Source organism: Marinobacter sp. BW6, assembly GCF_008107725.1.
Classification (GTDB): Bacteria; Pseudomonadota; Gammaproteobacteria; order Pseudomonadales; family Oleiphilaceae; genus Marinobacter.
In genome coordinates this window covers 1,337,951-1,350,118 of the sequence record NZ_VIRN01000064.1, presented here as the reverse complement: position 1 = coordinate 1,350,118, position 12,168 = coordinate 1,337,951, and the positions used below count along the sequence as shown (strand labels likewise).

At 56.5% G+C, this 12,168-nt stretch carries 11 protein-coding genes; 7 read left to right on the top strand and 4 right to left on the bottom strand.

The genetic code is table 11. The features are described from left to right. Positions 1-146: 146 nt before the first annotated feature. Positions 147-341 (top strand): hypothetical protein, encoded by a 195-nt coding sequence (locus FMN52_RS14860; protein WP_148609353.1) that lies wholly within the window; start codon positions 147-149, stop codon positions 339-341. Positions 342-455: 114 nt separating this feature from the next. On the opposite strand, the gene FMN52_RS14855 is transcribed toward FMN52_RS14860, so the two are convergent. Further along, entirely contained in the window at positions 456-2,138 is a 1,683-nt protein-coding gene (locus tag FMN52_RS14855) for an AMP-binding protein (RefSeq protein WP_148609352.1), read from the bottom strand. A 338-nt stretch (positions 2,139-2,476) separates the two neighbouring features. Beyond that, entirely contained in the window at positions 2,477-2,905 is a 429-nt protein-coding gene (locus FMN52_RS14850) for an Lrp/AsnC family transcriptional regulator (protein WP_148609767.1), read from the bottom strand. Between the two features lie 117 nt (positions 2,906-3,022). Here FMN52_RS14850 and FMN52_RS14845 point away from each other — a divergent pair, with 117 nt between their 5' ends. Both FMN52_RS14845 and FMN52_RS14840 read left to right on the top strand, forming a co-directional pair. Continuing rightward, complete coding sequence (locus FMN52_RS14845) at positions 3,023-4,144, top strand: arginine N-succinyltransferase (protein ID WP_148609351.1); 1,122 nt, start codon at positions 3,023-3,025, stop codon at positions 4,142-4,144. Next, positions 4,134-4,940, top strand: coding sequence for a DUF1338 domain-containing protein (locus tag FMN52_RS14840; protein ID WP_148609350.1), 807 nt, complete (start codon positions 4,134-4,136; stop codon positions 4,938-4,940). The genes FMN52_RS14845 and FMN52_RS14840 overlap by 11 nt, the downstream gene beginning before the upstream one ends. Before the next feature lie 22 nt (positions 4,941-4,962). On the opposite strand, the gene FMN52_RS14835 is transcribed toward FMN52_RS14840, so the two are convergent. Continuing rightward, on the bottom strand, positions 4,963-5,619 hold the full coding sequence (locus tag FMN52_RS14835) for a protein-L-isoaspartate(D-aspartate) O-methyltransferase (RefSeq protein ID WP_148609349.1): 657 nt from the start codon (positions 5,617-5,619) through the stop codon (positions 4,963-4,965). Between the two features lie 191 nt (positions 5,620-5,810). On the opposite strand from FMN52_RS14835, the gene FMN52_RS14830 reads away from it, so the two are divergent. Further along, positions 5,811-6,476 (top strand): hypothetical protein, encoded by a 666-nt coding sequence (locus FMN52_RS14830; protein ID WP_148609348.1) that lies wholly within the window; start codon positions 5,811-5,813, stop codon positions 6,474-6,476. A gap of 16 nt (positions 6,477-6,492) precedes the next feature. Here FMN52_RS14830 and FMN52_RS14825 read toward each other — a convergent pair whose 3' ends face one another. Next, on the bottom strand, positions 6,493-7,269 hold the full coding sequence (locus FMN52_RS14825; protein ID WP_148609347.1) for a TSUP family transporter: 777 nt from the start codon (positions 7,267-7,269) through the stop codon (positions 6,493-6,495). A gap of 96 nt (positions 7,270-7,365) precedes the next feature. On the opposite strand from FMN52_RS14825, the gene FMN52_RS14820 reads away from it, so the two are divergent. The 3 genes from FMN52_RS14820 to FMN52_RS14810 all read left to right on the top strand — a co-directional run bounded on the left by FMN52_RS14820 (position 7,366) and on the right by FMN52_RS14810 (position 12,153). Next, positions 7,366-9,243: a methyl-accepting chemotaxis protein gene (locus tag FMN52_RS14820; protein ID WP_148609346.1), complete on the top strand. Its 1,878-nt coding sequence runs from the start codon at positions 7,366-7,368 to the stop codon at positions 9,241-9,243. 93 nt (positions 9,244-9,336) lie between these two features. Then, entirely contained in the window at positions 9,337-10,398 is a 1,062-nt protein-coding gene (locus tag FMN52_RS14815) for a PA0069 family radical SAM protein (RefSeq protein ID WP_148609345.1), read from the top strand. Between the two features lie 66 nt (positions 10,399-10,464). After that, positions 10,465-12,153 carry a L,D-transpeptidase family protein gene (locus tag FMN52_RS14810; RefSeq protein ID WP_240339492.1) on the top strand — a complete coding sequence of 563 codons (1,689 nt, stop codon included), beginning with the start codon at positions 10,465-10,467 and terminating at the stop codon, positions 12,151-12,153. Positions 12,154-12,168: the final 15 nt, after the last annotated feature.

Genomic DNA, 12,168 nt, shown 5'->3' with positions numbered 1-12,168 from the left:
TTACTGCATATTTGCAACGTGAGTACGGATTTTAACGTATTCAAACTGCAAATAAGAACCCTTAGAATCGTTTTTAAATTAAAGGTAGATCCCTAACTAATCTACCGACTTGAATCAATCCACCCAATAGAAAGGAGGAAGGCGCTATGACTCAGAACCATATCGCAACCGTAAACCCGCTGCCGTCCAGTATCCTCCACAACAGTGATGAGGTCAGGCGCCAGTATACCCGTGCTGCGGCAAAGCAGGCGGTACAGTTTTTCAGTCGCAAGATGCGGAACTTTAACCGGAAAGCAGCGAACGTTGCTCCGGATATGAGCCAGATGCAGGGCGGCCACTAATACGGCACCCCAATCTGGCATGAGCGAGGAGATCGCTCAGGCTGAGAACAGAACATAAGGATTTGAAAGCGCCGGTGCTTCTTTAAAGAAGCACCGGCGTTTTACGTTGGCGTATCAGAATTCCCAGACTACTTTTTTCTTCTGATTGAACCAGTCGTCCATCTTTCGGTTGTAGAAGTCTTCTATCACATTCCGCTTGATCTTCATGGTCGGCGTCAGCATCCCGTTTTCCATGGTCCAGGGTTCCCGGACCACCACCACGAAGGCCACCTTCTCGTGGGACTCGCACTCCGCGTTCACCGCGTCCATCTCTGCGGCCAGCTCCTGCTCCAGCTCACCACGATCAGTTCCGGTTTCCAGTTCCTCCCTGGCTTCCTCGGACAGCAAGACCATCAGGCAAGGTTGCGGCTGGTTCGCGCCGGCCACACAGACCACCTCAGCCTTGGGATGATTGAAGCGGTTCTCGATAGGAACCGGAACCACGTATTTGCCCTTGGACGTTTTGAACAGATCCTTTACCCGGCCTGTGATCCGGAGGGTACCATCCCGGTCAATCTCACCCATATCTCCGGTTTTCAAGAAGCCGTCTTCGGTAAGGTCCTCTTTGGTTTTCTCCTCATTCTTGTAATAACCCAGCATCTGCCCGGGGCTTTTCACCTGGACTTCGCCCCCTTCACCGATACGATGTTCGACCCCCGGGTTGGCCATACCCACAGAGCCAGCCCTGGCCTGTCCGGGCCGGTTGGCGTGGGAATACCCGAAGTTTTCAGACATCCCATACACTTCCAACAATTCCAGCCCGAGGTTTCGATACCAGTTGACGATATCCGCGGAAAGCGGCGCCGCCCCGGTAAGAGCGGCCCGGCAATAATCCAGTCCCAACTGTTTCAGGACTTTCTTTTTAACCAGACCACTAATGATCGGGAGATTGAACAGCAGCTTCTGTTTCTTCGGCGGAAGCTTGGCGTTAACGCCCAGATAGAACTTCATCCACAGGCGCGGGACCGAGAAAAACAGTGTCGGCCTTGCCCTCTGCAGATCTTCCTGGAAGGTATCGAGGGAGTTCGCAAAGTAGAGATGGAAACCGTAGTACAAGGATTGCGTTTCAACCGCCGCCCGCTCAGCCACGTGAGCCAGGGGTAGATAGGAAAGCATTCGCTCGTCAGAAGAAACCGGGAACAGTTGCTGCAGACCGTCGGCTACCGAAATCATGGTCCGGAAACTGTGCATTACGCCTTTGGGACGACCGGTGCTGCCCGAGGTATAGACAATGGTAGCCAGATTATCCGGATCCGGCAGTTTGGGTTCTGCCGGTTCCTGGCCGGCGACGATTTCCTGCCATTTCGGTGTGTCGTCCCGCGGCGACATGGGCAGGGAAACGAGCGGCAGATCGTCCGGAATGTGATTCTTGATGTCGTTCCAGCCGTCCGCTGTCCCATCGAGTTTGCCGAGGAACAGGAGCTTTGCCTCGCTGTGCTCAAGGACATAGGCTGCGGTGTCACCATTAAGTGTCGGATAGAGTGGCACCGAAACGTGGCCCGCTGCCCAGATGGCCAGATCGGCCAGGATCCAGTGGGCGCTGTTCTTGCCCAGGATACTGATGTTACTGGGTTCGGGCAGTTTGAGGCTGGTCAGGTAAGCCGCCATCCTGGATACCTGGTCTGCAGCCTGTTTCCAGGTAATATCTTCAACACGGCCATCGGGGTAAGGCTGAGTGAGGTAAACGTTGTCGGGCGTTTCCTCTGACCAGTAATACAGGCAATGGAGTGAAGTCTGCTTCCGGGGGTCTACCGCCATAAACGGCTCCTTTTTGTTATTGTACTTCGTGGTTAACTTCTGCAATTCCTGATCATACTAGCGTCATTTCAGACCCGCTCAATAGCATTTAGTGCCCACGCAATTGGCCAATTAATCCTCGCCCGAGAACTGTTCCTCAAAAATTTTCGTAACATTTGTCAAGTTTGAGCTACCTTAAAGAGTGTGAACCTACCTTTCGAGCAACTTGGATATGGCCATGAGCAAACCAAAACGTTCGTTTTTGATCTTTCCCGCCTGGGGCATCATTCTTCTGGGCTCGGGTGCCTTTTTCTACAGCGCCTACGCAGGAATGCTGGGTTCCTGATCTGATCAGGACACTAGCGCCTGAACCGGGTTTCGAGGACCACGGCAGAGTTCGTCCTCTCCACCCCCTCCAGGTTACCAATGTCGTCCAGAACGGCGCTCAGTTCTTCCAGGGATTGAGCCTGAACGATGGCGATCAGATCGTACTCGCCACTTACCGAAAACAGCTGCGATACCTGACTTATATCCTCCAACGAAGCATTTGTTCGAGCGGTCAGTTTCTGGAAAACCTTGATCGATACGTGAGCCTCGACCTGGCTGGCAGAAAACTCCCCACCTAATTGCACCGAATAGCCTCGGATCACACCGCTGGCCTCCAGTCGGGCGATGCGGTTCTGTATCGTAGACCGTGACACATGCATGGCCTTCGCCAGCTCGGTGATGCTGGCCCGGGCATTCTGCCTCAGCAGCATTAACAGCTTCTGATCCTGTGTATTAATCATTTTGCCAAAGGTTATTTGCGTTTTGATCTGATTGTAGACCATTTCGATCATTTTGCAGCTGCAATTTGACACTCAGGCCTTTCATACTGAGCCGAAACAATGCTCAGGACATTCGCCATGATAATTCGACCGATTACTCCAAGGGATCTTGATGCCCTGATGCAGATCGCTATTGAATCCGGACCCGGCTTCACCTCACTGATGCCCGATCGCGATGCCCTGAGCCGAAAAATCGATTGTTCAGTCGACAGCTTCACCCGGACCGTGACCAAGCCCGGCGATGAACATTATCTTTTCGTGCTGGAGAACGGTACGACCGGTGAAATTATGGGCACCACCGGCATTGAAGCCTCCGCAGGCACTTCCCGCCCCCTCGTGCATTTCCGCCGCAACGCCGTTATCCACCATGAGGAAGATCCCCAGAAACGTCGTATCGAGGAAAGCCTGACTCGATGCCAGCATTACACCGGCTGCACAGAAGTCTGTTCGTTGTACCTTCGGCCTGGCTTTCGCCAAGCCAATGCAGGCAAGCTGCTCTCCCGGGTGCGCTTCCTGTTCATGGCCCTTTACCCGGAGCGATTCACGGACACGGTGATCGCAGAAATGCGCGGCGTTGCAGATCATGCTGGCCAATCTCCATTCTGGGAGTGGCTCAAGCATCAGGTGGTCGATCTGGACTTCATGGCGGCGACACAGCTGGCCTGCTGTAACCATAGCGGATTCATTGAAAAGTTCATCCCGGCGGCGCCGCTGTATACCCGGCAGATGAACGATGCAGCCAGGGCGGTTATCGGCCAGGTCCATGAGGATACGCGCCCGGCCCGGCACATGCTGGAACGTGAAGGCTTTCGTCACCGAGGTTTCGTGGATCTTCTCGATGGCGGGCCAACTCTGGAGTGCCCCAGGTCAGACATCGCCAGCGTCCGCAGCACCTTCCGGTCCACCGCCATGCTTCAGATGGGGGGACAGAGCCCCGGGAGCGATACGGGAAAAACCTGTAAATCCGCTATAGTTGCCAATGCCAGCTGTAAAGACTTCCGGGCCACGGTGACCGATCAGGTCTGGCAGGCCCCCGATACCAATAAACTGGTTGTGACAGACCAACTGGCGAAGCAACTGGGTCTTGGCGAAGGTAGCCCGGCCTGCTACCTGTCACTGGGCCAGATCAGGCAACAGTCAGAGGGGCGACAACAGCCCCACCAACAATCGGCTACTGAGGAGATTCGCTATGCATACTGACCCGGACACCCTTTTTGCGCGGCTCTGGGAGTCCTACCGGCAGGTGACCCCCTCTGCTGAACGTATACACAAAATCCTGGGCGCCGAAGAGGGGCAGGCGATCGTCAACGACCACATCGCTCTTCGCACTTTCAACCTGGACCCGGTTCGGCTGGATGCTCTGGCTGAACACTTCCTCAGCCTCGGTTACCAGCAGGGTGGCGAATACCATTTCGAGGCGAAGAAACTGTATGCACGGCACTTTGAACACCCCTCCCGCCAGCTTCCAAAGGTGTTTATCTCCGAGCTGCTTGTGGAGCAATGCTCAACGGCGTTGCAGTCCGTGGTGAAAAATCTTGTTGAGCAGTTAAGGCCGGAAGCGGTTACTGCCGATGATTTTCTGTATTCCGGGCGCCACTGGGAAGTTGACTACGAAACCTACCGTGGTCTGATGAAGGAAAGCGAATACGCTGCCTGGATGGCCGCCTGGGGCTATCGCGCCAACCATTTCACGGTCAGCATCAACCATCTGGAACAGTTCCACTCGGTGCCGGAAATCAATCAACTGCTAAAAGACAACGGCTATACCGTGAATGCATCAGGCGGAGAAGTGAAGGGCTCACCCGAAGACCTGCTGGAGCAGTCGTCCACCATGGCCGATCGCGTACCCGTCGCCTTTGCCGACCAGACCGTGACCATACCCAGCTGTTTCTATGAGTTTGCCCTGCGTTATCCGAAGCCGGATGGCCAGCTCTACTCGGGTTTTGTGGCGGCATCGGCCGACAAGATCTTTGAAAGCACGAACGCCGGCGGCTGATTAGGCACGCCAGCTCTGAGGATCAGGACCACCCCTGTTCGCCGAGCAGGGGGACAAACCGGACTGCGCCCAGGTCCTCGGTTCGGAATTCGCCCTGAGCCAGCCGGGTAATGCGCATCAACGACTGGACCGAATGTTCCTTCCCAACCGGAATGACCAGATGCCCACCAACCGCCAGTTGGCGCTTCAACGATTCCGGCACAGCTGGCGCACCGGCTGCCACGATGATGCCATCGTAGGGTTGGTGCTCGGGCCAGCCCATGGTGCCATCGCCACAGCGTACCTCGACATTGTCAAAGCCCTCGTCGGCCAGCGTGCGGGCCGCCCGATCTGCCAGCTCCTGCACCCGCTCAATGCTGAACACCTTACCGGCAATACTGCCCAGCACAGCCGCCGCATAGCCAGAGCCGGTACCAATATCGAGAAGCTTCTCCCCGCCCTCCAGATCCAGAGCTTCCGTCATCAACGCCACAATGTACGGCTGTGAAATGGTCTGCCCTGCGCCGATGGGAAGGGGGCCATCATCATAGGCGCAGTCCCGCATGCGCTCGGGAATGAACGCTTCTCGCGCCACCCGCCCCATGGCCTCAAGTACCTGCGGCGACTCAATCCCCCGGGCACGGAGCTGATAATCCACCATGGAAGCTCTCTGTATCTCAAAGCCATTATCCTGATTCATTGCCTCTTTTCCTTCCCGTGGTCTGGCTACTTACCCGCCGTTACAAAGCAGTAACTTTTTTACAACGGCGCCCCCGGCATCATCTGACTACTTTTTAGACACCGGCAGTGACAGATACAACCACCGAATGCCAAAAACAACAAACGGACAACGGGGCGAGAAACTGGGAAACCCGTTGCCGAGGAGGAGAAATGTCAACATCCGTAAACCATCTCGACGAGCGCACGCGGGATTCTGCAGATTTGCTCGAAGAGATCATGCCCTCAGCAATCACCCTTGCGATGATGCTTCGCCACCGGAAAATGGCCGCCTGGCTGCGTACCGAATTTGACGGTTACCAGGACCTTGCTGCCGCACCACCCTACCGCCGGCAGCTGCACGGACACATCGTTGCCAAATCCCCCCAGTACGGCTGGATTCCTGCGCCAGTGGACGATCAACAGAAGGAGGAGTTCGGGTACATGGATCTGCTCGAGGGGGTAAAAGCCCTGGAGAAAGTTTGTGTGAACTGCAAAAAAGGCAACGGCAACCGGGTGCTGCTGGAAAAAGACGAAATGGCCGTGCTCCAGAAGCAGATCAATCTGACGGCCGAACTGGCTATCAACCTGAGCCGCGAGGTTTACTGCCGGCTGCTGAGAACCGTCCGGGCCGCGATCTATCTCTGGACCCAGGAGCTGATGGCCGAGGGCATTGCCGGGGAACACAACCACTACAGCCCGGACGAGCGGGCAAAAGTGGCCCACCTGGATGAACCCGAAAAGTTCTGGCGGCGGGCCATGGAAGAGGCAGACAGCCTGCCGATACCGGACGTGCGAGAGGTGGGTTTCTTTGAACGGGTGTTCGGGCGCGCGGGCTGAAAGCCCGCCACCCCACTTACCACAAGACGCTGACAATCCCGATGCTGCTCACCAGTAGCAGCACCGATCCCAGCAGCCGGAAAAATACCGGTGTTTCAGCCTGGAGTATGCGGTCATGGGCGTACAGACCGATGACGTGCCCGACAGCTGCACAGGGCAGAAGCCAGAGATGATGGATAAGCTGGAGATCAACGCCGGCCCAGACAAAGGCTGCCATCTTTATCAGTACCAGGATAAACCAGAGCGCAAACAGGGTATCCCTGAGTTTCTCTTTCGGCAGGTGCTGGGCCGCCACGGCGATAATAAGCGGCGCGCCGATCAGAGATGTGCCGCTGATGTACCCACCCACCATCAGGAATATCGCATCCACCGTTTTACTGCCACTGCGAAAGGGGCGGTTAATGATATAGGAGACCGAATAAAGCGCCACGATCACAAAGATGATGGCACTGAGGATATCGGAGGGCATGGTGATCAGGCCGAAAACGCCAATCAGCTTGGGCACGATCATGATGCCAAGGATCCGCCACAGGTATTGCCAGTCAACAGTGCCCGAGCCCGCCTCCCGTTGCTCTCCGGCCCCAGTGCGATTGTTCATCCAGATTGTCAGGGATGAGAACACCAATAGATGAACCGCAATAATCGGCAGGAATACGAGCGGTTGATCCAGCACCAGCAACAGAAATGGCAGAGACAGGACGGCACCACCAAATCCCAGTCCGGAGCGGACAAAACCACTCCAGACGAAAATCAGGGCAATCAGCAGATATTGGTAAATTGCGAGATCAGACATGGGTTCCCGGTTGTCGTCGAAAGGACCGTATTTTTTCCGGAACTGGTCTAAGCTCAGTTAGTTGCGAAGAAAAACAACACTTTCCGGAGGATGTGAATGGCCCTGTCATGGAAACAGAAGTTCCTGCTATTGATTGTTGCAACGCTGATTGGTCTTACGATTGCCACCCTGGCTTCGCTAAGCGGACTCGGAAGGGTATCAAATGCCTACGAGGCCCGAAGCGAGGCACGAGCCTACGAATCCGCATCCCTTATCCTGCTGAACGACTGGCTGGCGCTCGAGCGAATGAGCGAAGGTCTGGAGCCAAACCAGGTTGAAAGCTATCGGGAGACACTGGCGTCGCTTGCGGCCCAGTCATCGGCGCTCAGTGAATCAGCCAGAACCCTGCCGGGTGATGCCGTAAAAACCACGGCACAACAAATCCAGGATCAGGTCGCAGAGTATACCCGACTTCGCACCGAATGGCTGGCCCTGAACCAGCAACTCGGGCTGACACCGTCAGACGGACTGCGGGCGACGATGTCCAATGCCATTGACGAAAGGCTTCGGCAAATCAGCATCTCGATCTTCAACGACGACATCAACACCATTGCCTCTACCTACCGGGACTACCTCTCCACCTTTGACGCTACCTACGCCGAGACTACTCGTGAGGCACTGGAGCGAATGCAGGCCACCGTCACAGAGATGGATTGGCAGGAAATTGACATTGGCCAGGCGGTAAAGGCGTTCAACGACGCCTTTACCGATGCCGAGTCCCTGATCGGCGAGCTGTCTGCCATCAAAGACCAACTCAGCGCCGCCGGCAGCCGAATTCGGGAATTGATCTCTGAACAAAACACCCTGCTCCGCCAGGATATTATTGTGGCAACCAGCCAGCAGGCTGAACAGGCCCGGACAGCCTCAACCTGGCTCATCATTGCAACCGCTGCCGCCGTGGTCATCATCCTGGTCCTGACGCTCACAACCGCCTCCAGAACCCTGGTAAAGCGACTCAATGAGACCGTAAACCTGCTTACCCGGGTTGCTGGCGGTGACCTCAGCCAGCGCCTGGAACCGGGCAGGAATCCGAACGATGAATTCAATCGCCTCGGCCAGGCGGCCAACAAGATGCTGGACGACGTCTCAGACGTTATCGGCCAGGTAGTGGAAGGTAACCGGACCCTGTCGGCGCTTCAGGGCGAACTGGATGCGCTGGTTGATCAGATGGGAAGAAACGGCGAACAGGTTGAAGACGAGACCGAGCAAACGGCCACCGCAGTTCAGGAAATCTCACACACAGCAGTGGATATTGCCCAGTACACCCAATCCGTCAATGATGCCGTTCAGAGTGCCAACGGCGCCGCACACTCTGGTGCGGAGGTGGTAAGGCAAAGCGCAAAAACCATGACCGCGCTGGCGGAACGGATCCAGAAAACCCACGACCAGGTAGCCCAGTTGAGCAAAACCGGTGAAAAGGTCAACTCGATTGTCGGCGTGATCAACGGCCTTGCTGAACAGACCAACCTGCTGGCACTCAACGCTGCCATTGAGGCGGCAAGAGCCGGCGAGGCCGGGCGCGGCTTCTCTGTCGTTGCCGACGAGGTTCGATCTCTGGCGGAAAAAACTGTGTCTGCCACCAACGGCATCGCCGACATCGTGGAATCTCTTAACCGCGAAACCGAGGCGATTTCCAAATTGATGAAAGAAGGCCTGGCTTCCGCCGGTGAAGGTGAAGAAAGCTCGAAAGAGGCTGCACATTCGATTGAGCAGATCACCGGTTCCATCCAGCAACTGGCGGGGGACATGAATCAGGTGGTTTCTTCGGTTGAGGGGATTTCAACCACCACAGAGGAAATCGCCCAGAAAGTTGAACAGATTCACGGCCACACCCGCGAAACCTCGGATATCCGCCAGAAACTCAACGCCCATATCGAGCGCCTGTCGTCCCAGGTAGCCACCCTGACCCTGGCGTCTCAGGGCTTCCGCCTGTAGCCGGACTGCGTAACCGGAAACACTGGTTGCACCGCCGGGATTCAGGGGTTAGCATACTCGATACTGTACATTTAAACAGTATCGAGTATGCCCATGAAGACTCGCGCGACTGCCCTGAATCCCCACAACCGTTTCCAGCCCATTGTCACCGACCGCCAGGTTGAGGATGACTGGTACCACGACCCTGCCGATGACCTGAACCCCGATACCCTGGCCACTGAAGTCATTCAGGAAACCGCAAAATCCATTATCAGCCGGAATACCTCGCCGGATGTGCCTTTTGATCAATCCATAAACCCCTATCGCGGGTGCGAGCATGCCTGCATTTATTGTTTTGCCCGCCCGACCCATGCGTACTGGGACATGTCGCCGGGGCTGGATTTCGAGACCAGGCTGATCGCCAAACCCAACGCCGCCGTGCGGCTGCGTGAAGAGCTGGACAAGCCCGGCTACCGGGTCTCGGCGATCGCACTGGGCGTCAATACCGACGCCTACCAGCCCCTTGAGCGAGACCTGGGGATCACCCGACAGGTATTGGAGGTTCTGGCCGAATATCGTCATCCGGTGTCCATCATTACCAAGGGCGCGCTCATTCTGAGAGACCTTGACCTACTCGCGACCCTTGCTTCCAAAGGCCTCTGCTCTGTGCGGATCAGTCTGACCAGCCTCAGCAACGACCTGAAACGACGAATGGAGCCAAGAACAGCTGCACCCGCAACGCGCCTTAAAATGATCCGCCAACTCTCGGAGGCCGGTATCCCGACCGGTATTATTCTCGGGCCGGTCATCCCCTTCATCAACGATCACGAGATCGAGTCGATACTGGAAGCCGCCGCAGAGGCGGGTGCGACCCGGGCCAGCTGGATTATGCTACGTTTACCCCATGAGCTGGACGAACTGTTTCAGGACTGGCTGCACCGGCATTTCCCACAAAGGGCAGAGCATGTGATGAACCGGATGCGCGACCTGCGGGGCGGAAAGAGTTATGACGCCACCTTTGGCCGCCGAATGACCGGCACAGGCCCATACTCTGATCTCATTCGCCAGCGATTCACTAAGAAGGCTCGGCAACTTGGACTTAACCTCCATGAGGAGGAACCGTTGCGAACCAACCTTTTCCGGCGGCCTGGGGGGGAACAAATGCCGCTGTGGTAGCGTCAGAGTATCGGTTGATCGCATCACTATGATCGATGCTTCTCAGGGACTAGTCGGAGAACACCCATGCACGGAACCAGACGCCTTTCCCTGACCGCAACAATGCTTGCCGTTCTTGCCACCCTATGGCATCCCAACGGCTTTGCGGCGGATGAAGCGATTGTTTCAAGGATTGAAGCGTTGGATGCCGGGTTTCCGGTGCAGGTTCTCGGTAACAGACTCATGGCACACAAGGCTCTATCCGCCTTCTATGGTACACGAGGGTACCAACGGGCCTGGCAATCACCGGATCTTCGTCGCCAGCTGATTGACGCCGTGGAGCAAGCCGCCGGTGACGGCTTGATTCCGGCAGACTATCACGCAGACATACTCTCGGGTCTGTCGCTCAGACCCATGAGCGACTTTTCTGAAGACCTCAGGGCAGATCTGGATTTGCTGTTTTCGGACGCCTTTCTCATGCTTAGTTCGCACATGCTGGAGGGCAAGGTCAATCCGAAGACAGTTCACGCGGAATGGACCGCCAATCGCCGTCAGCGAAAGATGGAATCCGTTCTGAGTGAAGCGCTGGAACGCGCGAATATTACCGGCACACTGGATTCCCTGCGGCCTGCCGATCCAGCCTACCGGAAGCTGATGGCAGCGCGGCAGGATCTGACAAGCCTGCTGGGTCAGCCCTGGTTGCCCCTGGCATTACGGCCAACTATCCGGCCCTCTTACCAGGATGAGCGGCTGCGTGAAATTCGCCGGAGACTTTCTGAGCTTGGAGAGCTGACAGAAGAAACGGTAACAGCCAACGACCCACTGCATAATGATGCGGACCTTGAATCGGCGATAACGCGTTTTCAGGCCCGACACGGCCTTGAACCCGACGGCATTATCGGGCCGAACACCCTGGCAGCTCTCAACCTGATGCCAGTGGAGCGCCTGCGCCAGATTGATGCCACGCTCGAGCGTTGGCGGTGGTTGCCGGAATCCCTCGGTGAGACCTATGTTCTCGTAAACATCGCCGGTTTCGAGCTAAAAATGGTGGAAAACGACAAGGAAGTGCTGCGAAAGCGCGTTATCGTGGGCCAGCCCTTCCGGCAAACCCCGGTGTTCAGCGATCGCATCCGTTACCTGGTATTCAACCCCACCTGGACTGTACCCCGAACGGTGATGATTCAGGACCAGTTGCCTCAGATTGTCCGGGATCCGGACTACCTCTCCCGCCTCAAAATCAGTGTCTACCAGGGCTGGGGCGCAGACCGGCGGAAGATGGATCCACTGGAGGTCGATTGGTCTTCACTGAACCGGAACAATTTCCCTTACCAGCTCGTTCAGGAACCCGGCACGCAGAACGCACTCGGGCAGGTAAAGTTCATGTTCCCCAACCAGTACGATGTCTACCTGCACGACACCCCGGGCCGAGGACTGTTTACCCGAAGCGAGCGATCGTTCAGCTCTGGCTGCATCCGCGTCGAACAACCCATGGATCTGGCAGAACGTCTTTTGGCGGCAGCACCGGGGTGGCCCAGGGAGAAAATAGACCGTGTGGTTTCCGAGTCGGAACCCGAGACTGTGCTGCTACCAGAACCAGTGCCCGTCCATATCCAGTACTGGACCTCCTGGGTGGACGATGAGGGCCGCTTGCAGTTTCGCGATGACCTGTACAACAGGGATGCGCGCCTGATCGATCAGCTCAGGAGCACTCCCGACGGAGACCGTCGCTACAATACTCCAGTCGCCGGCTCGGCTCGGGAGCCGGGTACGCTCTGAACCAGGGCATACGCA

What these genes read in the sequence shown, in the direction of transcription:
- FMN52_RS14845 (WP_148609351.1), top strand. Translation starts at nt 3,023, where the DNA reads ATGATAATTCGACCGATTACTCCAAGGGATCTTGATGCCCTGATGCAG.
- FMN52_RS14830 (WP_148609348.1), top strand. Translation starts at nt 5,811, where the DNA reads ATGTCAACATCCGTAAACCATCTCGACGAGCGCACGCGGGATTCTGCA.
- FMN52_RS14825 (WP_148609347.1), bottom strand. Translation starts at nt 7,269, where the DNA reads ATGTCTGATCTCGCAATTTACCAATATCTGCTGATTGCCCTGATTTTC.
- FMN52_RS14860 (WP_148609353.1), top strand. Translation starts at nt 147, where the DNA reads ATGACTCAGAACCATATCGCAACCGTAAACCCGCTGCCGTCCAGTATC.
- FMN52_RS14810 (WP_240339492.1), top strand. Translation starts at nt 10,465, where the DNA reads ATGCACGGAACCAGACGCCTTTCCCTGACCGCAACAATGCTTGCCGTT.
- FMN52_RS14850 (WP_148609767.1), bottom strand. Translation starts at nt 2,905, where the DNA reads ATGATTAATACACAGGATCAGAAGCTGTTAATGCTGCTGAGGCAGAAT.
- FMN52_RS14855 (WP_148609352.1), bottom strand. Translation starts at nt 2,138, where the DNA reads ATGGCGGTAGACCCCCGGAAGCAGACTTCACTCCATTGCCTGTATTAC.
- FMN52_RS14820 (WP_148609346.1), top strand. Translation starts at nt 7,366, where the DNA reads ATGGCCCTGTCATGGAAACAGAAGTTCCTGCTATTGATTGTTGCAACG.
- FMN52_RS14815 (WP_148609345.1), top strand. Translation starts at nt 9,337, where the DNA reads ATGAAGACTCGCGCGACTGCCCTGAATCCCCACAACCGTTTCCAGCCC.
- FMN52_RS14840 (WP_148609350.1), top strand. Translation starts at nt 4,134, where the DNA reads ATGCATACTGACCCGGACACCCTTTTTGCGCGGCTCTGGGAGTCCTAC.
- FMN52_RS14835 (WP_148609349.1), bottom strand. Translation starts at nt 5,619, where the DNA reads ATGAATCAGGATAATGGCTTTGAGATACAGAGAGCTTCCATGGTGGAT.